Genomic DNA, 18587 nt, shown 5'->3' on the forward strand with positions numbered 1-18587 from the left:
ACGAAGGGGGAACATCCATGGCCGTCTACATGGTCGACAGCGAGCAGCTGCAACTCACGGTGACCAACACGCAGGCATCCATCGGCCGCGTCCAGGCGGAGGTGGCCGCTCTGCTGGGCAACCTGACCGCCCTGGAGGGCTCGTGGACCGGCGAGGCCGCCACCGCCTTCCAGGGACTCGTGCAGCAGTGGCGAGCCACGCAGGCGCAGGTTGAGTCGAGCATCTCCACCATCAACGGTGCCCTCGGCAGCGCGAGCGCGAGCTACGGCACCGTCGAGGGTGACGTGAGGCGGCTCTTCAGCGTCTGACCGACCTGGTCCCGCTCACCCGGCGACGGCACGACGAAGCGGGCGGCTCCCTGGGGAGCCGCCCGCTTGTCTACTTGCGTGTGGTGCTTAGAAGTCCATTCCAGCGCCCGGGTCCATCGCCGGTGCGCCAGCCTTCTCGGGCTTGTCGGCGACGACGACCTCGGTCGTGAGGAAGAGACCAGCGATCGACGCTGCGTTGAGCAGCGCGGAGCGCGTGACCTTCACTGGGTCGAGCACGCCGGCCTCGATGAGGTTGACGTACTCGCCGGTTGCAGCGTTGAGGCCCCAGCCGTCTTCGAGTCCGGCGACCTTCTCGGCCACGACGCCGGGCTCGAGGCCAGCGTTCGTTGCGATCTGCTTGAGCGGTGCGAGGATGCCGACCTTGACGATGTTCACGCCGGTCGCCTCGTCGCCCTGGAGGTCGAGCGAGCCGAGCACGCGAGCGCCAGCCTGGATGAGCGCAACGCCACCACCGGCGACGATGCCCTCTTCGACGGCAGCCTTCGCGTTGCGGACGGCGTCCTCGATGCGGTGCTTGCGCTCCTTGAGCTCGACCTCGGTCGCGGCTCCGGCCTTGATGACGGCGACGCCACCGGCGAGCTTCGCGAGGCGCTCCTGGAGCTTCTCGCGGTCGTAGTCGCTGTCGCTGTTCTCGATCTCGGCGCGGATCTGCGCAACGCGGCCGGCGATCTGCTCGGGCGAGCCAGCGCCCTCGACGATCGTGGTCTCGTCCTTGGTGACGACGACCTTGCGGGCGGTTCCGAGGAGGTCGAGCGTCGTGTTCTCGAGCTTGAGGCCGACCTCTTCGCTGATGACCTGACCACCGGTGAGGATGGCGATGTCCTGCAGCTGAGCCTTGCGGCGGTCTCCGAAGCCGGGAGCCTTGACGGCGACCGACTTGAAGATGCCGCGGACCTTGTTGACGATGAGCGTCGCGAGAGCTTCGCCCTCGACGTCCTCGGCGATGATGAGGAGCTGCTTGCCGGCCTGGATGACCTTGTCGACGACCGGCAGGAGGTCCTTGATGTTGGAGATCTTGCCGTTGACGATCAGGATGTACGCGTCTTCGAAGACGGCTTCCTGGCGCTCGGGGTCGGTGACGAAGTACTGCGAGAGGTAGCCCTTGTCGAAGCGCATGCCCTCGGTGAGCTCGAGCGTCGTGCCGAAGGTGTTCGACTCCTCGACGGTGACGACGCCTTCCTTGCCGACCTTGTCGATGGCCTCGGCGATGATCTCGCCGATCTGAGCGTCTGCGGCCGAGATGGACGCGGTGGCAGCGATCTGCTCCTTGGTCTCGACCTCCTTGGCGGAGGAGAGGAGCTCGGCGACGACAGCCTCGACGGCCTTCTCGATGCCGCGCTTGAGCGAGATCGGGTCGGCGCCAGCTGCGACGTTGCGGAGGCCCTCGCGGACGAGTGCCTGAGCGAGGACGGTAGCCGTGGTCGTTCCGTCACCGGCGACGTCGTCGGTCTTCTTCGCGACCTCCTTGACGAGCTCGGCGCCGATCTTCTCGAACGGGTCCTCGAGCTCGATCTCCTTGGCGATGGAGACGCCGTCGTTCGTGATCGTGGGCGCGCCCCACTTCTTCTCGAGCACGACATTGCGGCCACGTGGGCCGAGCGTGACCTTGACCGCGTCGGCGAGCGTGTTCAGTCCACGCTCAAGCCCGCGACGGGCCTCTTCGTCAAAAGCGATGATCTTCGACATATGTGTACTGCGTCCTTTCCGGACGTGGTTCGTGAGGTTCGTGGTTGGCACTCGAACGAGGCGAGTGCAAATCCATATTGGCACTCGACCCTGTCGAGTGCAAGCCACCCCACGCCTTCTCGCTGCGGGCGAACGAGCCGAGCCTGAAGAGACGCCGATGTCCGCCTGAACACGGAACGGCGCCGACCCGAGAGGGCCGACGCCGTTCCCAGCCTGCGGTCAGAGCGCGCGCACGGACTCCGCCTGCGGGCCCTTGTCGCCCGCACCGATCTCGAACTCGACCTTCTGGCCCTCTTCGAGGACTCGGTAGCCCTGCATCTCGATGGCCTTGTAGTGCACGAACACATCCTGTGCAGCAGCGCCGTCGAGCGCATCCACAGTGATGAAGCCGTAGCCCTTGTCAGCGTTGAACCACTTCACGGTTCCATTCGCCATGTTTGTCTCCATTGCTCAGTAGTACTCGCAGGCGCCAACCCGCGGAGCCCTGCATGCGTGCGAGGGGGACGAACGATGGTGCCCAGGACTCGAGCAAGATACTAGGTGGCGACCTGTTGAGCGAGGAAGCCCAAAACCGGGATCACGTCACCTGGCGACGTTTTGTCTCCAGATGTTCACACGCACGGAACACACGAGCCGCATTCCCCGGAGAATTCTCGGATCATCCTCTGTGTCGAACCACCGTGGACCCGCGAATGGCTACCCGGCGAGGTCGAGGCCGACGATGACCACGATCGTGCCTGCTGCGGCGACGTTCGGGTCGAGGACGGCGGTTCCCCCACCGAGCGACTGGACGAGGGCGAGCGCCGCAGCCTCCTGGGAGGCGTCGTTGTAGGAGACGGTCGTCGTCTCGTAGTCGGACGTCGGAGCATCCGCCGTCTCGGTGACGTTCCAGCCCGCGGCTGCGAGCTCCGTGGTGGTGCCGCCCGCGACGCCCGCCAGCTCGGTTCCGTTGAGAACGCGCACTGAGACGTTCGGGTCGAGCTGCGGCACGACCTCGGCCGGAGCCTCCTCGACCGGCGCCTCCGCCGTCGGAGTCTCACTCGTCTCTGTCTCCGCGGTCGGGCTGAAGGAGACGGCGCCGTTGATGACCTGCATCGCGACGGCGGCAACGGCGACGATCACGACGACGGCGAGCAGACCCCAGAGCCACGAGGCGAGCTTGGCGAGGCGCGTGCGGGGCGCGCGATGCGCTCCGCGGCGGTCAAGCCCTGGTGGGATGTCGTCGAAGCGATCCTTGGGGTAATTCACGTGTCTACCGAATCCGTCCTGAGGTGGGAGAGGCGCTGGACATTCGCTGCTCGCGCCGCAACTGGCGCTCGTCCGCTCGCCGCTCGCGCGCACGCCGCAGGCGGCCGACGAGCATCGGCTGATGGACAAGCGCAGCTGGTGTCTCGATGAGCGTAGCGAGATTTCGGTAGTACTGCGTCGTCGACCAGCCGAAGCGATCCCTGATCGCTGCCGCCTTCGCCGCATTCTGCCGCGGATTCCCGTCTTCGAAATCCAGCAGCGCGCGCTCGAGGTCGCTGAGCTCCACGTCCCGTGCCATGCACGAAGTGTACGAGCAGGGTTCACCGACTGGACTCACGCAACGCGCGTATGCTCGATCCTCCCCGGCCGCTCCCAGCGGTCTCGTCGATTTTCCAGGAGGCACGGTGTCCTACGCCGTCAACAAGCCCGATTTCGAGTGGCGCGCGGAGCTCACGCCGCAGGAGTACCACGTGCTGCGCGAGGCAGGCACGGAGCGGGCCTACACGGGAGAGCTCCTCGAGGAGGGTCGCGCAGGCCTCTACACCTGCCGCGCCTGCGGCTCAGAGCTGTTCAAGGCCGGAACGAAGTTCGACTCCGGATGCGGCTGGCCGAGCTTCTACGAGTCAGTTCGGCCGGACGCGGTCGAGCTGCTCGAGGACCGCTCGCTCGGAATGGTGCGCACCGAGGTGCGCTGCGCCAACTGCGGCTCCCACCTCGGTCACGTCTTCCCTGACGGCTTCGGCACGCCAACGGGCGACCGCTACTGCATGAACTCGCTGTCGCTCTCCTTCACACCCGAGGAAGAGACCTCCGCCGAGTAAGCGCACGGGCATCCATCAACAGCCATGCGGTGCGCGGGGACGTGCACCGCATGACTATGATGGTGCCGCTGCGATTGCAGCAGGCCGACTTAGCTCAGCTGGTAGAGCACCGCTCTTGTAAAGCGGATGTCGCGAGTTCGAACCTCGCAGTCGGCTCCACGATGCGTCTTCCGGCGCACAGCCCTGACACGTCGCCACCTCGTGAAAGCGGCCCGAACTATACTCGGCTGGATGCACGAGCACACGACCGCGCAGCGCACCAAGCTCCCGCAGCAGCGCACGGCCGCCAACCGCGGAGTTCTCGGGCTGACGATCGGGGCGGGCCTCGTGCTCACGCTCATCGCGATCCGCACGCTCACGGCGTCGCTCGACGACCAGCCGGCACTCGGGCCGATCACCGACTTCGTCACGCTCTCGCTGAGCGTCGTCATCGAGTCGATGCCGTTCATCATCCTCGGCATCCTGCTCTCGATCGTCGTGCAGCACTGGCTTCCGCCGGGCTTCCTCATGCGCATCCTGCCGCAGACGCCGTGGCTTCGGCGTGCCGTCATCTCACTGTTCGGCATCGCGCTGCCCGTCTGCGAGTGCGGCAACGTTCCGCTCGCACGCGGCCTCGTGCTGCGCGGCTTCACGCCCGCCGAGTCGATCACGTTCCTGCTGGCGGCCCCCATCCTGAACCCCATCACGATCGTCACGACGTACCAGGCGTTCGGCTGGGACCACGGCATCCTCGCCGCCCGCATCATCGGGGGCTTCGTCATCGCGAACGTCATCGGGTTCCTCTTCAGCCGCCACCCGAAGCCACAGGACCTGCTCACACCGAGTTTCGCCGCGACGTGCGAGCTGGAGGCGAAACACGGCCACGAGACGGGCTCGAGCGTGCGCGAGCGGTTCCGCGCGAGCGCGTCGATGTTCGGTGCGGAGACCTCGACGATGCTGCCCGCGCTCTTCGTCGGATCGGCCATCGCCGGGGCCATCCAAGTCGGCGTCTCGCGCGACCTGCTCACCACCCTCGGAGAGCATCCGGTGCTCTCCGTGCTCGTGCTCATGACCCTCGGCTTCGTCATCTCGATCTGCGCGAACGTCGACGCGTTCTTCGCGCTCTCGTTCGTCGGCACCTTCATGCCTGGCGGCATCGTCGCCTTCCTCGTGATGGGCCCCATGATCGACGTCAAGATGCTCGCCCTCATGCGCACGACCTACACGAGCGCGGTCCTCGCCCGCATCACCCTCATCGTCGCGCTGTCGGCCTTCACCCTCGGACTCGGAGTGAACCTCATTGCTTGAACGACTGCTCTCCAGGTGGCGCGGCGTCGCCCTCACCCTCATCACCGTCGTCGCGACGGTATGGCTCTCGATGACCGGCGGCCTCTCGCTGTACATCCACCCGCGCTACTTCGTCTTCACCTCGATCATGGCGGTCATCGGCGGGATCCTGGCGATCGCCGCGATCGCGGCCACGCCCTCCCGTGACGAGCACGACCACGACCACTCGCATGAGTCGGATGCGCTCGGCACGTCGAGCGCCCGGCGCAACAATCGACGTCCGCGCCTCGGCGCCCGCCAGCGGATCGCTGTCATCGCCTCGACGACGGTCACGCTGGTCGTCGTCGTGACGGCGTTCGTCGCGCTCATCATCGCGCCGCCCGTGACCCTGAGCTCGGCGGCCGTCGAGAACCGCTCGCTGAACGCCAACGCGCAGACCGTGGACTCTCCGATCGACGAAGGCGAGACGCTGCGCGGCCGCGACACCAGCAGCTTCACGGTCAAGGACTGGGCGGCAATGCTCCGGCAGGGCGACGGCGAGCAGCAGGTCCTGGGCGAGCGCGCCAAGCTCGTCGGCTTCGTGACCGTCGATCCGGACGCGCCGGATGCGTTCATCCTCGCCCGCTTCGTCGTGAACTGCTGCGCGATCGACGCCGCGCCTGTCGGCGTCGCCGTGCACCAGCCCGGCTGGCAGGCGAACTACCCGGTCGACACCTGGGTCGAGGTGGACGGCGCGTTCGTCACGAACCCGAGCGCGTCCAGCGCGGAACGGGTGGCGCTCATGCCCACGACCGTCACCGCCATCGACCAGCCGAGCGACCCATATGTCTACTGATCTCAGCTCGCCTGACGCCCGCACGGGACGAGGCTTCCGGAAGACGTTCATCCTCGCGGTCGTCGTGCTCGCCCTGCTCGCGGCGGGTCTCGCCGTCGGCAACATCCTGCAGGGGCCGCGCGTCGCCTCGACGGCGGTCAACGCGATCGGCACGGTCGAGCAGCAGGGCACGCGCCTCGTACTGACACCCAACCAGCGGCTGCAGGAGATCGACCCCGCACAGGTCGTCCTCGAACCGGCCGCCGCCTACAGCCTCTCGCAGGACAACGGCACCATCACGCTCACCTTCGAGCAGCTGCTCGCCTACGACACGAACTACACGCTCACCGTCGCAGACGCGGTCAGCTCCTCGACGGGGGTCGCATCGACGCTCGAGACGCAGTTCACGACACCCCAGCTCGAGGTGTCGACGCTGGTCCGCGGCGCCATCTCCACGGGCGGCAGCCTCGAGGACCGTGTCGTGGAGACGAACGTCTCCGGCGGCGGAGAGCCGCGCATCCTCTTCACCGCGCCCCGCATCCAGGAATACGCGCTGACCGACGCGTTCGTCGCCGTCGTCGAGCAGGACACCGCGGGCCTCGGGACCGTGGGCGTCGCACCCCGCGCCGAGCCCGGGCCGGCCGTACCCCTGAACGTGGATGCGACGGGCAACTTCTCGAGTCTCGCCGCGGATGCGGAGAGTGGGCTCATCGGGTTCGTCATCGACGGGATGCACGCCGACGGGCAGACGGAGCTCGTTCGGTCGCTGTTCGTCTTCGACACGAGCGACACCTCGTTCCGGCCGAAGCAGGTCGCGGGACCAGACGGGACCCCGCTCATGGTCTCCGCGTGGGCGTTCGCCCCTCGAACCGGTGCCCTCATCGCGCAGACCCTCGACGAGCAGCTCTACCTCGTCAACGTCCTGGCGGGCACACCCGCCGAGCCGATCGGCCAGGCGCAGCACTTCCACGGCTTCGTGCCGGGCACGGCAACCGCAGTCACGTCCGGTGTCGGCGGCTACACGCTGTTCGATCTCAGCTCGGGCACTGCCGAAGCACTGACCCCCGCCCCGATCTCGCTCAGCGAGACGGAGTACCTCACGCAGACGAGCGTGCTCAGTCCAGATGGGACGCAGATCTCAGCCGTCGCGGATGCGGCTGCCGGGCTCGCCGACGTCACGGTCGAGCTCGCCGACACGGCTGGGCAGCGGACGCTGTTCGACCCGGGCGAGAGCGGCGAATGGCTGCGCGACATCTGCGTCTCCCCCAACGGCCAGTACCTCGCCGTCGAGACGGGGCTCGGAGCGCAGGGGCCGGACGGCTACGCCGTGCTCCCTGGCATGAAGCAGTCGACGACCACCGTCATCGACATCGCGAGCGGCGCGGAACTGCGTCGGCTCACCGGCTTCCTGACCTCGTGGTGCCGCTGACGGCTACCAGCGGTCATCCATCTGTGCTGGCATGACGAAGGGCCTCACCCGCGGGGGTGAGGCCCTTCGGCATCGAACGCCCTGGTTACTTGGCCGCGCGCTTCTCCGCGCGGAGCTTCGAGACCTCGTACATCGTGATGCTCGTGGCGATTCCGGCGTTGAGTGACTCGGTGGCTCCGTCGATCGGGATCGAGACGATCGCGTCGCAGTGCTCGGTGACGAGGCGCGAGAGGCCCTTGCCCTCGCTGCCTACGACGATGAGCAGCGGTGAGGTCGCAAGCTCTAGCGAGGGCAGCGACACGTCGCCGTCGCCGTCGAGGCCGATGACGAACACGCCGGCCTTCTTGTACGCCTTGATGGTGGCCGTCAGGTTCGAGGCCATGGAGACGGGGAGACGCGAAGCGGCACCTGCCGAGGTCTTCCACGCCGAGGCGGTCATACCGACCGAGCGACGTTGCGGCACGATGATGCCGTCGCCACCGAACGCGGCCACCGAGCGCACGATGGCACCGAGGTTGCGGGGGTCGGTGATGCCGTCGAGCGCGACGAAGAGCGGGTTGCGACGGCGCTGGATGGCGCGGTCGAGCTCCTCCATGGGGTCCGCGTACGTGTAGGCCGGCACCTTGATGATGACGCCCTGGTGCACCGCGTCGCGGCCCGCCATGCGATCGAGCTCGGGGCGCATGACCTCGAGGATCGGGATCTTGCGCTCGGTGGCGATCTTGAAGATCTCCTTGACGCGCTCGTCCATCTCGCCGCGGGCGGCGACGTAGAGCGTCGTCGCCGGGATGCCGGCGCGGAGCGCCTCGACGACCGAGTTGCGGCCGGTGACGAGTTCCGTGCTGTCGTCGGTGCGGGCGCGGCGGGGCGCCCCGCCCTCACGCTGCGCCGGACGCGGCTTGGAGCCGCCACGAGCAGCCTCGAGGCGTTCCTTCGCCGCCTTGCGCTTGCCGGCGACGTGCCAGGAGCGGTCCTCGGCACGAGGCGTGTTGCCCCGACCTTCGAGGGACTTGCGGCCATTGCCGCCGGTGCCCTTCGTGGGGCCCTTCTTGCTGCGATTTCCGCGCGAGTTCGTGCTCATGCCTTCTCCAACGTCCAGAAGCTGCCGTTCGGCGAGTCTTCAATCTGCACGCCGGCTGCTGCCAGCGTGTCTCGAATCTGATCTGCGCGGGCGAAGTCCTTCGCACCGCGGGCTTGCGTGCGCTCGACGAGCAGCGCATCGACGAGGGCGGCGAGGGCCGTCTCGCCCGTCGCATCCACTCCCCCGCTCCACTGCTCAGCGCGTGGGTTGATGCCGAGGATGTCGAGCATCGCGGTGACCTCACGGCCGGCGCGCGCCGCCGCGTCGGGGGCGCCGGTGTCGAATGCCTGGTTGCCGGCGGTGATGGCCTCGTGCAGCGCGGCGATGGCTTGAGGGACTGCGAAGTCGTCGTTCATCGCCGCGACGAACGCCTCGGGCAGGTTGGCGAGGCTCGGCGGCGCGTCCTCGACGATGGATGCGAGCAGACCCGCCCGCTCGGCACGCTCGAGGAACGCCTCGACGCGCGCGAAGGATGCCGCCGCCTCGTCGAGCGAGTTCTCACCGATCTCGATCGTCGAGCGGTAGTGGGCGGATCCGAGGAAGTAGCGGACGACGATCGGACGCGCGGCGGCGAGGAGATCGGCGGCCGAGACGGTGTTGCCGATCGACTTCGACATCTTCTGCCCGGCAACCGACACGAGGCCGTTGTGCACCCATGTGCGAGCGAACTCGAGGCCCGCCGCGCGGGACTGCGCCAGCTCGTTCTCGTGGTGCGGGAAGCGGAGATCTCGTCCGCCGCCATGGATGTCGAAGGTCGGCCCGAGGTACTTCGTCGACATGGCCGAGCATTCGATGTGCCAGCCCGGTCGCCCCGAACCCCACGGCGAAGACCAGGCCGCCGAGTCCGGCTCGCCCGGCTTCTGTCCCTTCCAGAGGGCGAAATCGGCGGCGCTCCGCTTCCCTCGGCTGGGGGCCTCCCCCTCCGCCATGTCCTCAGGACGCTGGTGGGTGAGCTCGCCGTAGCTCGGCCAGCTGCCGGTGTCGAACCACACGTCGCCGCTCTCGTCGGCCGCTGCATAGGCGTGGCCGCGCTCGATGAGCAGCGAGATCAGCTGCTGCATCTCCGGGATGGAGCCGGTCGCGCGGGGCTCGTACGTGGGCGGGCGGATGCCGAGAGCCGAGTACGCCGCGTTGAACTCGCGTTCGACGCGGTACGCGAGCGCCCACCACGGCTCGTCCGCCGTCGCGCCGGCGAGGGTCTTGTCGTCGATGTCCGTGACATTGCGAACCAGCGTCACGCGCGACCCGGTCGCCTCGAACCATGCACGGAACTGGTCGTAGACCAGCGCAGAACGCAGGTGACCAGCGTGCGGCGCGGACTGCACCGTCGGCCCGCAGACGTACAGCGAGACCTCGCCTGGCACGAGCGGCGTGAAGTCGCCGAGTGCTTGCGTCTGCGTGTCGTAGATGCGCTGATTCACTGCACCAGCATACGCGTCGGGGCCGCACGGACGAGTGAACGTCCCTGCGGCCCCGACGATGAAGCGTGTGGCGTGTGCCGAACTACAGTCCCGAGGGAGACCGCCGATGTCAGCCGACTAGGACGCGAGGACCTTGTCGAGCACGTCTCCGGCCTTCTCCTCGTCGGTCTTCTCCGCGAGAGCGAGTTCCGAGACGAGGATCTGCCTGGCCTTCGCGAGCATCCGCTTCTCTCCAGCGGAGAGACCGCGGTCCTGGTCGCGGCGCCAGAGGTCGCGGACGACCTCGGAGACCTTGATGACGTCGCCAGAGGCGAGCTTCTCAAGGTTCGACTTGTACCTGCGGGACCAGTTCGTCGGTTCCTCGGTGATGGGGGCTCGCAGCACCTCGAACACACGGTCGAGACCGTCCTGTCCGATGACATCGCGCACTCCAACCAGGTCGACGTTGTCAGCAGGGACCTCGATGACGAGGTCTCCCTGTGCAACGTTCAACTTGAGGAACGTCTTCTCTTCACCCTTGATGACTCGGATCTTCACCTCTGAGATGGTGGCCGCGCCGTGATGGGGATAGACGACTGTCTCCCCGACCTCAAACTGCATAAATACAAGCCCCTTTCGGCACCTAAGAGTACCATGTCAAAAGGGCCCATCCGAGGGTCGAAGTGGTAGAGTCCGCCGCCGCGTCGTCCGGGAGCTGCAGCTAGATCAGATAGGCTTGCTGCATCCTGTGAATTCGTGCGGCGACAGTCGCACGGTCCGAACCTGGAGGCTCCAGACGTGAAGATCCGCGCCGTCGCGTCCGTCACCCTTGCCGCCGTAGTCGCGGTTGGGCTTGCCGGCTGCAACTACATCTCCCCCCAGCGCACGACGACCCAGTACTCGGCGAGTGACGGCACGAACGCCAACGTCGGCGAGCTCGAGGTTCGCAACGCGATCCTCATCACCGACACGCTGACTGGCACCGACGTCACCGACCGTGCCAACCTCATCTTCGCGGTCGTCAACCACACAGGCAGCGCCGGTTCGCTCGACATCACCTACACGGGACTGATCAACGGCGTCGAGCAGGACGTCGTCGTGACCGTCCCCGTCGACGCCGCCGCAGGCGTGACCCAGGTCGGCTTCGGCGAGGGCGCCAGCGTGCTCCTCGAAGGCATGGACTTCGCCCCGGGCTCGACCCACGAGGTGACGTTCACCGCGACACTCGACGGCGAGCAGTCGGTGCAGGCCGTCAGTGTCCCCGTCCTCGACGGCACGCTTCCGGAGTACTCGACGCTCGTGCCTGGGCCCGCTCAGACCGAGCCGCCGGCCGCACCGCCGAGCATCGCCCCGACCCCGGCCCCCACCGAGGAGCCGGAAGAGGGCGGCACGGCCTAGCCGCCACCCGCAGACCGCCGAGAAGGGCGCATCCACCCGGATGCGCCCTTCTTGCGTTCACCTGGGATGGGCCAGGAGCGAGCTCAGCCCTCGTAGCGGTAGCCCAGGCCACGAACGGTGACGAGCCTGACCGGTGTCGACGGCTTGTCCTCGATGCGGCTGCGGATGCGCTTGATGTGCACGTCGAGCGTCTTCGTGTCGCCGTAGTAGTCGGGCCCCCAGACGCGGTCGATGAGCTGGCCGCGGGTGAGCACGCGTCCCGAGTTGCGCATGAGGTACTCGAGGAGCTCGTACTCCTTGAGCGGCATCGGCGTCACCTTGCCGGAGACCTCGAGCGTGTGACGGTCGAGGTCCATGCGCACCTCGCCGACCTCGATGATGCTGTCGTCCTCGCTTTCGTCCTCCTGCTCGTTGCGGCGGAGCACGGCTCGCACACGCGCCAGCAGCTCGCGCGTCGAGTACGGCTTCGTGACGTAGTCGTCGGCGCCGAGCTCGAGCCCCACGACGATGTCGACCTCGCTGTCCTTCGCCGTGAGCATGATGATCGGCACCTTCGAGGTGAGGCGGATCTGCTTGCACACCTCGGTGCCTGGAACGCCGGGGAGCATGAGGTCGAGGAGCACCAGGTCGGCGCCGTCGCGGTCGAACAGATCGAGCGCGTCAAGTCCGGTCTCGGCGACTGCGACGTCATACCCCTCCCGTCCGAGGAGGAAGGAGAGCGGCTCGTGCAGTGCTGATTCGTCTTCGACGAGGAGGATGCGGGTCACGGTGGTCATTGTGCATATCTTTCGTGAACATTGAGTGACGTGGACGCGGACCGGCGCGTCACGGCTCGCGTGATGCGCGCGGTGAGCGACGGGACCTTGGATCTGGTCAGGCGGAGCGCCGCTCGGTGAACCGCTGCAGGTCGATCTCCTCGACGACGGAGTCCGCGGAGGGCAGACGCACGGTGAAGGTCGATCCTTTGCCAAGCTGCGACCAGACGCGAACGTCACCACCGTGGTTCTCCGCGACGTGTCGCACGATGCTGAGGCCGAGGCCGGTTCCACCGGTCCGGCGAGAGCGCGCCTGATCGACGCGGAAGAACCGCTCGAAGATCCGCCCCTGGTCCTCCGGGGCGATACCGATGCCCTGGTCGGAGATCGCGACCTCGACCGTGTCGTCGACGAGCCGCGTGCCGATGCCGATGCGCGAGTTCGTCGACGAGTACTGGACGGCGTTGGAGACGAGGTTCGTGAAGCACATGAGCAGGTGGGTCCGCTCGCCGTACACGAACGCATCCACGTCGTCGCCGAGTACGATCTCGACCCCGGCGACGTCGGCCGGGACGCGTGACTGGTCGACGGCGAGCGAGAGGATCTCGTGGATGGAGATCAGCTCCGGATGCGCGAGGGAGTCGCTCGACTGCAGCCTCGACAGCTCGATGAGCTCGTTGGTGATCGATGCGAGGCGCAGGCTCTCCTTGCTGAGGCGCCCCGTGAAGTACTTGACCTGCTCTTCGTCGCCCGCGGACTCCGCGATCGCCTCGGCGAGGAGTGTGACCGCCCCGATCGGCGTCTTGAGCTCGTGGCTGACGTTGGCGACGAAGTCCCGCCGCACGCTCTCGACGCGCAGCGCCTCGGTTCGATCCTCGGCCAGCACCAGGAAGAACCTCGTGGAGAGGGGCGCGGCTCGCACGCGGACGTGGATCTCCGAGCGGCCGAACGGGCCGCGCGCGATCTCGAGGTCCCGTGTGACGGCCTCGCCCTGCCTTCTGGCCTCGTCGACGACGGCACCGACTCGCTCGTCGAGGCGCCCGCCGGGGCGGACGAGCCCTTTCGAGGTGGCTCCAGGGGACGACTGGTAGACGTTCCTCGAAGGGTCAGTGACGATCACGATGGAGTCGAGGGCGCCGAGCAGATGCTCGATGCCCTCTGGGAGGCGGGGTGAGAAGGCAGCTCGCGCCTTTGCCTGCCGTACTGAGGCGACGTGGAGCAGCCAGACGAAACCTGCGCCCAAGAGGAAGCCGAGTACGATCGCAAGGACCACTGCGACGGACGAGTCCATGTGCCCAGCATATGGGCCATCGGATGTGTCACCCGTCGTACACGAGTCCGTTACCTTGGCTCCGTAGACTCGCCCGCGAAGGCAGCGTCACTCCCAAGGCACCGGACGACCGGTCTTCCCAGAACTACGGGCAGCGGCACATCGCTCGTTGCCACGAAACAGAGGATAAACATGCGCGAAGTTTTCCAGCAGGAACTCGCTGAGGTCAGCAACGGCCTCGTGGAGATCGCCCGCCACGTCGAGTCCGCCATGCAGCGCGCCGCCGTTGCGTTCACCACATCCGACGTAGCCCTCGCCGAGCAGGTCATCTCCGACGATGCCCGCATCGACGAGCTCGCGATCGCCCTCGATGAGCACACCATCGAGATCATCGCCCGCCAGTCCCCCGTGGCACGCGACCTCCGACTCGTCGTGAGCGCGCTGCGCATCAGCTCGTCCCTCGAGCGCATGGGAGACCTCGCGGCGCACATCGCGGCGCTCGCCCGCTACCGCTTCCCGGGCGGCGTCGGCCCGAACACGCTCCGTCCGGTGTTCGCCGAGATGAGCCGACTCGACGTCGCGGTTGCGCGTCAGCTCGTCGCCCTGCTCGACGCGGGCAACGACGAGGAGACGAACCGCATCGCCGACGAGATCAAGGCGAGCGATACACAGATCGACGACCTGCACCGCAGCACGTTCGACGCGCTCCTGTCCGACGACATCCAGGCGCAGAGCGTCGAGGTCGTCGACGCGACGCTCGCGAGCCGCTACTTCGAGCGCTTCGCCGACCACGCGGTCTCGATCGCGCAGAAGGTGCAGTACCTGACGAGCGGCGAGTGGATGCAGGAGAAGGAGCCGTCCACGCCCGTCGCACCGGTCACCCCGGGCGCGTAGCACCACGCACCTCACCACCGACTGCACCCCTGCCGCCGCTGTTCCTCCGGGAACGCCGGCGACCAGGGGTGCAGTCGTCTGTTCTCGGGCCGCATGTCGCCGCCCGCGGGTTGCTTAATACAGCGGGCACTGTATTAATGGGTGCATGACAACCGCGACCACCTCACGCCTCGAGGTCATGAACCGCCTCGGGCGCGCCATGGCCGATCCCTCGCGGTCCCGCATCCTCATGCGCCTGCTGGACGGCCCCGACTACCCCGCCCGTCTCGCCGCGGACCTGGAGCTGACGCGGCAGAACGTATCGAACCACCTGACCTGCCTTCGTGACTGCGGCATCGTCGTGGGAAAGCCGGAAGGCAGGCAGACGCGATACGAGATCGCCGACCCGCACCTGACCCAGTCGCTCACGACGCTCGTCGGCGTCGTCCTCGCCGTCGACGAGGCCGCCCCGTGCCAGGACGCGTCCTGCCCGGTGCCAGGCTGCTGCGAGCCTGTCTCGTGACCGAGCGACCCACCTCGACGCCGAGGATCGCAGCAGACACCAGTCCCGGCGGCGTCGGTGCCGCACGCGGGAACCGGGAGGCGCGCCGCGCGCTGCTGCAGCGCCGCATCCGCCTGGTCGTGACGTTCACGATCGCCTACAACGTGATCGAGGCGGCCGTCGCGCTGAGTGCGGGCGCAGCCTCATCCTCGGCGGCCCTCATCGGGTTCGGCCTCGACTCGATCATCGAGGTGCTCTCAGCCGCAGCGGTCGCCTGGCAGTTCACGCGAAAGGATCCGGAGCGCTGGGAGAAGCCGACGCTGCGCGTCATCGCGATCGCCTTCTTCGCGCTCGCCGCCTACGTCACGATCAGTTCGGTGCTCGCGCTCACATCGGGCTCCGACGTCGAGCACAGCACCGTCGGCATCGTGCTCGCCGCCGTGAGCGTCGTCCTGATGCCGTTCCTGTCGCTCATCGAGCGACGCACCGGGCGCGAGCTGGGCTCGGCGACGGCCGTGGCCGACTCGAAGCAGACCCTGATCTGCACGTACCTGTCCGCCGCCGTCCTCCTCGGCCTCGTGCTGAACTCGCTCTTCGGCCTGGCGTGGGCCGACGCGGTGGCCGGGCTCGTCATCGCCGCCTTCGCGGTGCGCGAGGGCATCGAGGCCTGGAAGGGCGATGCCTGCGCGACGTCGGTCGGGATGCTCCTGGAAGATGACCATGACCATGACCATGACCACGACCACGACCACGACCACTGACGATCTTCCTCGTCACTGGTGATCGCGAACGAGGAGCTCCCCGTCCGATGACGGGGAGCTCCTCGTTCGCGTGGCCCGGCGGGGGCCTGGGGGTCGCTCGGCGCTACTTGCCCTGCGAGGCGACGGCGGCGGCTCCCGCTGCTGCTGCCTCCGGGTCCAGGTACTCGCCCTTGCCGAGCACTTCGTGCGTCTCGGGGTCGAATCGGTACACGAGGGGCATGCCGGTCGGGATGTTGACGGCGGCGATGTCGTCGTCGCTGATGCCTTCGAGGTGCTTCACGAGCGCGCGGAGGCTGTTGCCGTGCGCGGCGACCATGACGGTGCCACGCTGCACGAGCGTCGGCAGGACTTCATCTTCCCAGTAGGGCAGGAACCGCACGAGGACGTCCTTGAGGCATTCGGTGCGGGGCAGCTCGTCGCCGAGGTCGGCGTAGCGCTCGTCGTGGGCCTGCGAGAACTCGCTGCTGTCGTCGAGCGCGGGCGGCGGCGTGTCGTACGAGCGGCGCCACTCCATGAACTGCTCTTCGCCGTACTGGTCGCGGACCTGAGCCTTGTCCTTGCCCTGCAGGTCGCCGTAGTGGCGCTCGTTGAGGCGCCAGGTGCGCTTGACGTCGATCCAGCCGCGGCCCGCTTCCTTGAGCGCGAGGTTGGCGGTGTCGATGGCGCGCGTGAGCAGCGATGTGTAGAGCACGTTCGGCTTGAGGCCGGACTCGCGGATGAGGCGGCCCGCACGGGCGCCCTCCTCCCGGCCCTGTTCGGTGAGCTCAACGTCCACCCAGCCGGTAAAGAGGTTCTTCTCGTTCCACTCGCTCTGTCCGTGACGGACCAGGATGAGGGTCAGCGCTTCAGTCATGCGTCCAAGCGTACCGAGTGGGGGCTGGCCCGTGTGCGACGCGGAGTCGTCGCGCGCTGAAATAGTCTCGGTGGCTCAATAGTCTTGTCGTATGCCATTGGGTCGACTCACGCGCGGGACGACGGGAACGAACCGTCTGCGTCGCGTCGACCGCTGGATCGCGCAGCATCCGGCGCTCACGTCCGCCGAACGCCCACTCGTGGTCGACCTCGGCTACGGGGCGAGCGGAGCGACAGCCTTCGAGCTGGCGGAGCGCCTCGGCCGCGCGGTCCCCGACGTGCGCGTGCACGGACTGGAGATCGACCCAGGGCGCGTGGCGCTCGCCGGACAGCAGCTCGCCGAGCGGCCCGAGCTGGCCGGCCGGGTCTCGTTCGCCGTCGGCGGGTTCGAGGTGCCGACGCCGACGTCCGAGCCGCCCGCCGTGATCCGCGCCATGAACGTGCTGCGCCAGTACGACGAGGCGGAGGTCGCAGATGCCTGGTCGCGCATGACGGCGCGACTCGCGCCGCGCGGACTGCTGGTCGAGGGAACGTGCAACGAGGTCGGCCGCGTGTCGTCCTGGGTCGGCATCGACGCCGGCGGACCCCGCACGTTCACGGTCTCGCTGCACACGGCGAGCCTCGACTCACCGCTGATCGTCGCCGAGCGCCTGCCGAAGGCCCTCATCCACCGCAACGTCCCCGGCGAGGGGGTGCACGACTACCTGAAGGCGCTCGACGACGCCTGGCAGCGCGAGGCCCCGCGGCAGACGTTCGGCGCCAGGCAGCGCTTCCTCGCCGTGTGCGAGCGGATGCGCGCGGCCGGTTGGCCGCTCGTCGACACGCAGAAGCGCTGGCGGCTCGGCGAGGTCACGGTCGCCTGGGACGCGGTCGCGCCCTCCTCCGGCGCGCTCGCACCCGCGCGCTCCTGAGCAGTACCCCGAAGCCCCGGTGATGCGCCCCGCACTCATCCGCCGATCGCTGCCAGCCGAAGGGCCCTTCCGAACCGGCCAGAACGGCCACTTCACTGGCAGCGATCGGCGAGAGGAGGGCTACTTGACCTCGGGGAGCGCCGTGCGGGCAGCTTCCGGGTCCATGCCGCTCGCGATGAGCAGGTCGACGACGAGGGGCCTGCACTGCATGAGCAGCACGGAATCGGCGAGCTGCGCCCCGTGCAGATGGTCGGGCTCCAGTCGCGCCGCCGCGATGAGCAGCGTCTGCCGGGACTGGTGCAGCATGGCGTCGTCGTCGAGGCCCAGCCGCATCTCGAGCATGCCCGACTGGATGTCGCCGAGAAGGTCAGCGAGCTCTTCGCGGTGGCGTCCGTCCCAGGACAGCGACCAGGCGCGACGGGCGAGCACGCGCAGGTTCCGAGTGGCGAGGTCGATGCTCGTGCGGAGCTCCACCAGGCGATCGACTCGCCCGCGGTGATGGCGCATGAACGGCGACAGGCGGGCGATGGATGCGGCGCTCTCGAGCTCCGTCGACCAGGCGTCGAGCGTGTCCTGCGTCCGGCGCAGCTCCTCGAGCGCGGCGAGCCCGGCGTCGCTGTCGCCGCGACGCAGCGCCTGAGAGATGTCGCCGAGCGCCTGCGCCAATGCCCCGATGAGACCCTTGGCCTCGTTCTTGGCGAGCGCCGCCGCGTTGCGCGGCACGAGCGCTGTGGCCGCGATCGCGACGGCCCCGCCGATGACGGCGTCCAGGAGCCGCGAGTACTCGGCCACGCCCTGCACCGGGATGAGCTGCACCAGCGAAGCCTGGACCGCGGCGCCGATCGCGAAGCCCGGGCTCGGGTGCACGAGCCGCCCGAGCAGGAGCACGACGGCCAGGACGACCGCGACCTGCCAGACGCCGCGCCCGAAGAGCACCAGCGAGAGATTGGAGAGCAGCACCCCGAAGGTGATGCCGAGCGCGGTGTCGAACACGCGACGGGGCCGCGCATCCCGCTGCAGCCCGAGACTCGTGATCGCCACCGTCACCGCGAGGAACGGTATGGGATGCCCGAGCCCCCAGTGTGCAATCGCGTAGGCCACGAACGCGGCCGCCGTGATCTGCACGACCGCCGGCAGGGATGCGCGAACGCGAGCGAACGCGGCCCCGACGCCGACCGCCGGAGCCGCCAC

General features: G+C 68.2%; 21 protein-coding genes and 1 tRNA gene. 11 read left to right on the top strand and 11 right to left on the bottom strand.

The window, feature by feature from the left end:
- The first annotated feature begins 17 nt into the window (after positions 1 to 17).
- Entirely contained in the window at positions 18 to 308 is a 291-nt protein-coding gene (locus tag C5B97_RS13395) for a WXG100 family type VII secretion target (RefSeq protein ID WP_104312476.1), read from the top strand.
- An 87-nt stretch (positions 309 to 395) separates the two neighbouring features.
- On the opposite strand, the gene groL is transcribed toward C5B97_RS13395, so the two are convergent.
- The 4 genes from groL to C5B97_RS13415 all read right to left on the bottom strand — a co-directional run bounded on the left by groL (position 396) and on the right by C5B97_RS13415 (position 3561).
- The gene (gene groL / locus C5B97_RS13400; RefSeq protein ID WP_104253821.1) at positions 396 to 2015 is read right to left on the bottom strand and encodes a chaperonin GroEL; all 1620 of its coding nucleotides are present in this window, start codon (positions 2013 to 2015) and stop codon (positions 396 to 398) included.
- A 219-nt stretch (positions 2016 to 2234) separates the two neighbouring features.
- Entirely contained in the window at positions 2235 to 2450 is a 216-nt protein-coding gene (locus C5B97_RS13405; RefSeq protein ID WP_068479823.1) for a cold-shock protein, read from the bottom strand.
- A 261-nt stretch (positions 2451 to 2711) separates the two neighbouring features.
- A complete protein-coding gene (locus C5B97_RS13410; RefSeq protein ID WP_104312477.1) occupies positions 2712 to 3263 on the bottom strand; it encodes a LytR C-terminal domain-containing protein in 552 nt (183 codons plus the stop codon).
- Between the two features lie 4 nt (positions 3264 to 3267).
- Positions 3268 to 3561, bottom strand: a complete 294-nt coding sequence (locus C5B97_RS13415) for a DUF3263 domain-containing protein (RefSeq protein WP_104253823.1) — start codon at positions 3559 to 3561, stop codon at positions 3268 to 3270.
- Positions 3562 to 3667: 106 nt separating this feature from the next.
- Here C5B97_RS13415 and msrB point away from each other — a divergent pair, with 106 nt between their 5' ends.
- From msrB to C5B97_RS13440, 5 genes are all read left to right on the top strand, one after another.
- Positions 3668 to 4084, top strand: coding sequence for a peptide-methionine (R)-S-oxide reductase MsrB (gene msrB / locus C5B97_RS13420; RefSeq protein WP_104312478.1), 417 nt, complete (start codon positions 3668 to 3670; stop codon positions 4082 to 4084).
- An 83-nt stretch (positions 4085 to 4167) separates the two neighbouring features.
- Positions 4168 to 4243 (top strand) — tRNA-Thr (locus tag C5B97_RS13425).
- Between the two features lie 72 nt (positions 4244 to 4315).
- A complete protein-coding gene (locus C5B97_RS13430; RefSeq protein ID WP_104312479.1) occupies positions 4316 to 5371 on the top strand; it encodes a permease in 1056 nt (351 codons plus the stop codon).
- On the top strand, positions 5364 to 6185 hold the full coding sequence (locus tag C5B97_RS13435) for a TIGR03943 family protein (RefSeq protein WP_104312480.1): 822 nt from the start codon (positions 5364 to 5366) through the stop codon (positions 6183 to 6185). The genes C5B97_RS13430 and C5B97_RS13435 overlap by 8 nt, the downstream gene beginning before the upstream one ends.
- Positions 6175 to 7593, top strand: a complete 1419-nt coding sequence (locus tag C5B97_RS13440) for a hypothetical protein (RefSeq protein ID WP_104312481.1) — start codon at positions 6175 to 6177, stop codon at positions 7591 to 7593. Before C5B97_RS13435 ends, C5B97_RS13440 begins: the two co-directional genes overlap by 11 nt.
- 85 nt (positions 7594 to 7678) lie before the next feature.
- Here C5B97_RS13440 and rlmB read toward each other — a convergent pair whose 3' ends face one another.
- The 3 genes from rlmB to C5B97_RS13455 form a co-directional block, all read right to left on the bottom strand.
- Positions 7679 to 8674, bottom strand: a complete 996-nt coding sequence (gene rlmB / locus C5B97_RS13445; RefSeq protein WP_104312482.1) for a 23S rRNA (guanosine(2251)-2'-O)-methyltransferase RlmB — start codon at positions 8672 to 8674, stop codon at positions 7679 to 7681.
- Positions 8671 to 10095 (bottom strand): cysteine--tRNA ligase, encoded by a 1425-nt coding sequence (gene cysS / locus C5B97_RS13450; RefSeq protein ID WP_104312483.1) that lies wholly within the window; start codon positions 10093 to 10095, stop codon positions 8671 to 8673. Before cysS ends, rlmB begins: the two co-directional genes overlap by 4 nt.
- A 117-nt stretch (positions 10096 to 10212) precedes the next feature.
- The gene (locus C5B97_RS13455; RefSeq protein ID WP_068479837.1) at positions 10213 to 10695 is read right to left on the bottom strand and encodes a CarD family transcriptional regulator; all 483 of its coding nucleotides are present in this window, start codon (positions 10693 to 10695) and stop codon (positions 10213 to 10215) included.
- Between the two features lie 177 nt (positions 10696 to 10872).
- Here C5B97_RS13455 and C5B97_RS13460 point away from each other — a divergent pair, with 177 nt between their 5' ends.
- Positions 10873 to 11472, top strand: coding sequence for a DNA modification methylase (locus C5B97_RS13460; protein WP_104312484.1), 600 nt, complete (start codon positions 10873 to 10875; stop codon positions 11470 to 11472).
- An 83-nt stretch (positions 11473 to 11555) separates the two neighbouring features.
- Here the strand turns inward: C5B97_RS13460 and C5B97_RS13465 are convergent, their stop codons facing one another.
- Together C5B97_RS13465 and C5B97_RS13470 are read right to left on the bottom strand one after the other, a co-directional pair.
- Entirely contained in the window at positions 11556 to 12239 is a 684-nt protein-coding gene (locus C5B97_RS13465; RefSeq protein ID WP_104312629.1) for a response regulator transcription factor, read from the bottom strand.
- Positions 12240 to 12345: 106 nt separating this feature from the next.
- The gene (locus C5B97_RS13470; RefSeq protein WP_104253832.1) at positions 12346 to 13518 is read right to left on the bottom strand and encodes a cell wall metabolism sensor histidine kinase WalK; all 1173 of its coding nucleotides are present in this window, start codon (positions 13516 to 13518) and stop codon (positions 12346 to 12348) included.
- Positions 13519 to 13689: 171 nt separating this feature from the next.
- Here C5B97_RS13470 and phoU point away from each other — a divergent pair, with 171 nt between their 5' ends.
- The 3 genes from phoU to C5B97_RS13485 all read left to right on the top strand — a co-directional run bounded on the left by phoU (position 13690) and on the right by C5B97_RS13485 (position 15633).
- Positions 13690 to 14391, top strand: a complete 702-nt coding sequence (phoU, locus tag C5B97_RS13475; protein WP_104241934.1) for a phosphate signaling complex protein PhoU — start codon at positions 13690 to 13692, stop codon at positions 14389 to 14391.
- A gap of 145 nt (positions 14392 to 14536) precedes the next feature.
- Positions 14537 to 14893 carry a helix-turn-helix transcriptional regulator gene (locus C5B97_RS13480; RefSeq protein ID WP_104312485.1) on the top strand — a complete coding sequence of 119 codons (357 nt, stop codon included), beginning with the start codon at positions 14537 to 14539 and terminating at the stop codon, positions 14891 to 14893.
- 92 nt (positions 14894 to 14985) lie between these two features.
- Positions 14986 to 15633 (top strand): cation transporter, encoded by a 648-nt coding sequence (locus tag C5B97_RS13485; RefSeq protein WP_257023207.1) that lies wholly within the window; start codon positions 14986 to 14988, stop codon positions 15631 to 15633.
- A 103-nt stretch (positions 15634 to 15736) separates the two neighbouring features.
- Here the strand turns inward: C5B97_RS13485 and C5B97_RS13490 are convergent, their stop codons facing one another.
- Positions 15737 to 16486 carry a phosphoglyceromutase gene (locus C5B97_RS13490; protein WP_104312486.1) on the bottom strand — a complete coding sequence of 250 codons (750 nt, stop codon included), beginning with the start codon at positions 16484 to 16486 and terminating at the stop codon, positions 15737 to 15739.
- A 91-nt stretch (positions 16487 to 16577) separates the two neighbouring features.
- On the opposite strand from C5B97_RS13490, the gene C5B97_RS13495 reads away from it, so the two are divergent.
- On the top strand, positions 16578 to 17396 hold the full coding sequence (locus C5B97_RS13495) for a class I SAM-dependent methyltransferase (RefSeq protein WP_104312487.1): 819 nt from the start codon (positions 16578 to 16580) through the stop codon (positions 17394 to 17396).
- A gap of 120 nt (positions 17397 to 17516) precedes the next feature.
- On the opposite strand, the gene C5B97_RS13500 is transcribed toward C5B97_RS13495, so the two are convergent.
- Positions 17517 to 18587 carry an FUSC family protein gene (locus C5B97_RS13500; protein ID WP_104312488.1) on the bottom strand — a complete coding sequence of 357 codons (1071 nt, stop codon included), beginning with the start codon at positions 18585 to 18587 and terminating at the stop codon, positions 17517 to 17519.

Origin of the sequence: Pseudoclavibacter sp. RFBB5 (genome assembly GCF_002931555.1) — a bacterium.
Lineage (GTDB): Bacteria > Actinomycetota > Actinomycetes > Actinomycetales > Microbacteriaceae > Pseudoclavibacter.

Bases quoted from the DNA above. Each gene is read 5' to 3' on its own strand.
- C5B97_RS13395 (WP_104312476.1), top strand. From the start codon at position 18: ATGGCCGTCTACATGGTCGACAGCGAGCAGCTGCAACTCACGGTGACC.
- groL (WP_104253821.1), bottom strand. From the start codon at position 2,015: ATGTCGAAGATCATCGCTTTTGACGAAGAGGCCCGTCGCGGGCTTGAG.
- C5B97_RS13405 (WP_068479823.1), bottom strand. From the start codon at position 2,450: ATGGCGAATGGAACCGTGAAGTGGTTCAACGCTGACAAGGGCTACGGC.
- C5B97_RS13415 (WP_104253823.1), bottom strand. From the start codon at position 3,561: ATGGCACGGGACGTGGAGCTCAGCGACCTCGAGCGCGCGCTGCTGGAT.
- C5B97_RS13430 (WP_104312479.1), top strand. From the start codon at position 4,316: ATGCACGAGCACACGACCGCGCAGCGCACCAAGCTCCCGCAGCAGCGC.
- C5B97_RS13440 (WP_104312481.1), top strand. From the start codon at position 6,175: ATGTCTACTGATCTCAGCTCGCCTGACGCCCGCACGGGACGAGGCTTC.
- rlmB (WP_104312482.1), bottom strand. From the start codon at position 8,674: ATGAGCACGAACTCGCGCGGAAATCGCAGCAAGAAGGGCCCCACGAAG.
- C5B97_RS13455 (WP_068479837.1), bottom strand. From the start codon at position 10,695: ATGCAGTTTGAGGTCGGGGAGACAGTCGTCTATCCCCATCACGGCGCG.
- C5B97_RS13470 (WP_104253832.1), bottom strand. From the start codon at position 13,518: ATGGACTCGTCCGTCGCAGTGGTCCTTGCGATCGTACTCGGCTTCCTC.
- phoU (WP_104241934.1), top strand. From the start codon at position 13,690: ATGCGCGAAGTTTTCCAGCAGGAACTCGCTGAGGTCAGCAACGGCCTC.
- C5B97_RS13480 (WP_104312485.1), top strand. From the start codon at position 14,537: ATGACAACCGCGACCACCTCACGCCTCGAGGTCATGAACCGCCTCGGG.
- C5B97_RS13490 (WP_104312486.1), bottom strand. From the start codon at position 16,486: ATGACTGAAGCGCTGACCCTCATCCTGGTCCGTCACGGACAGAGCGAG.
- C5B97_RS13495 (WP_104312487.1), top strand. From the start codon at position 16,578: ATGCCATTGGGTCGACTCACGCGCGGGACGACGGGAACGAACCGTCTG.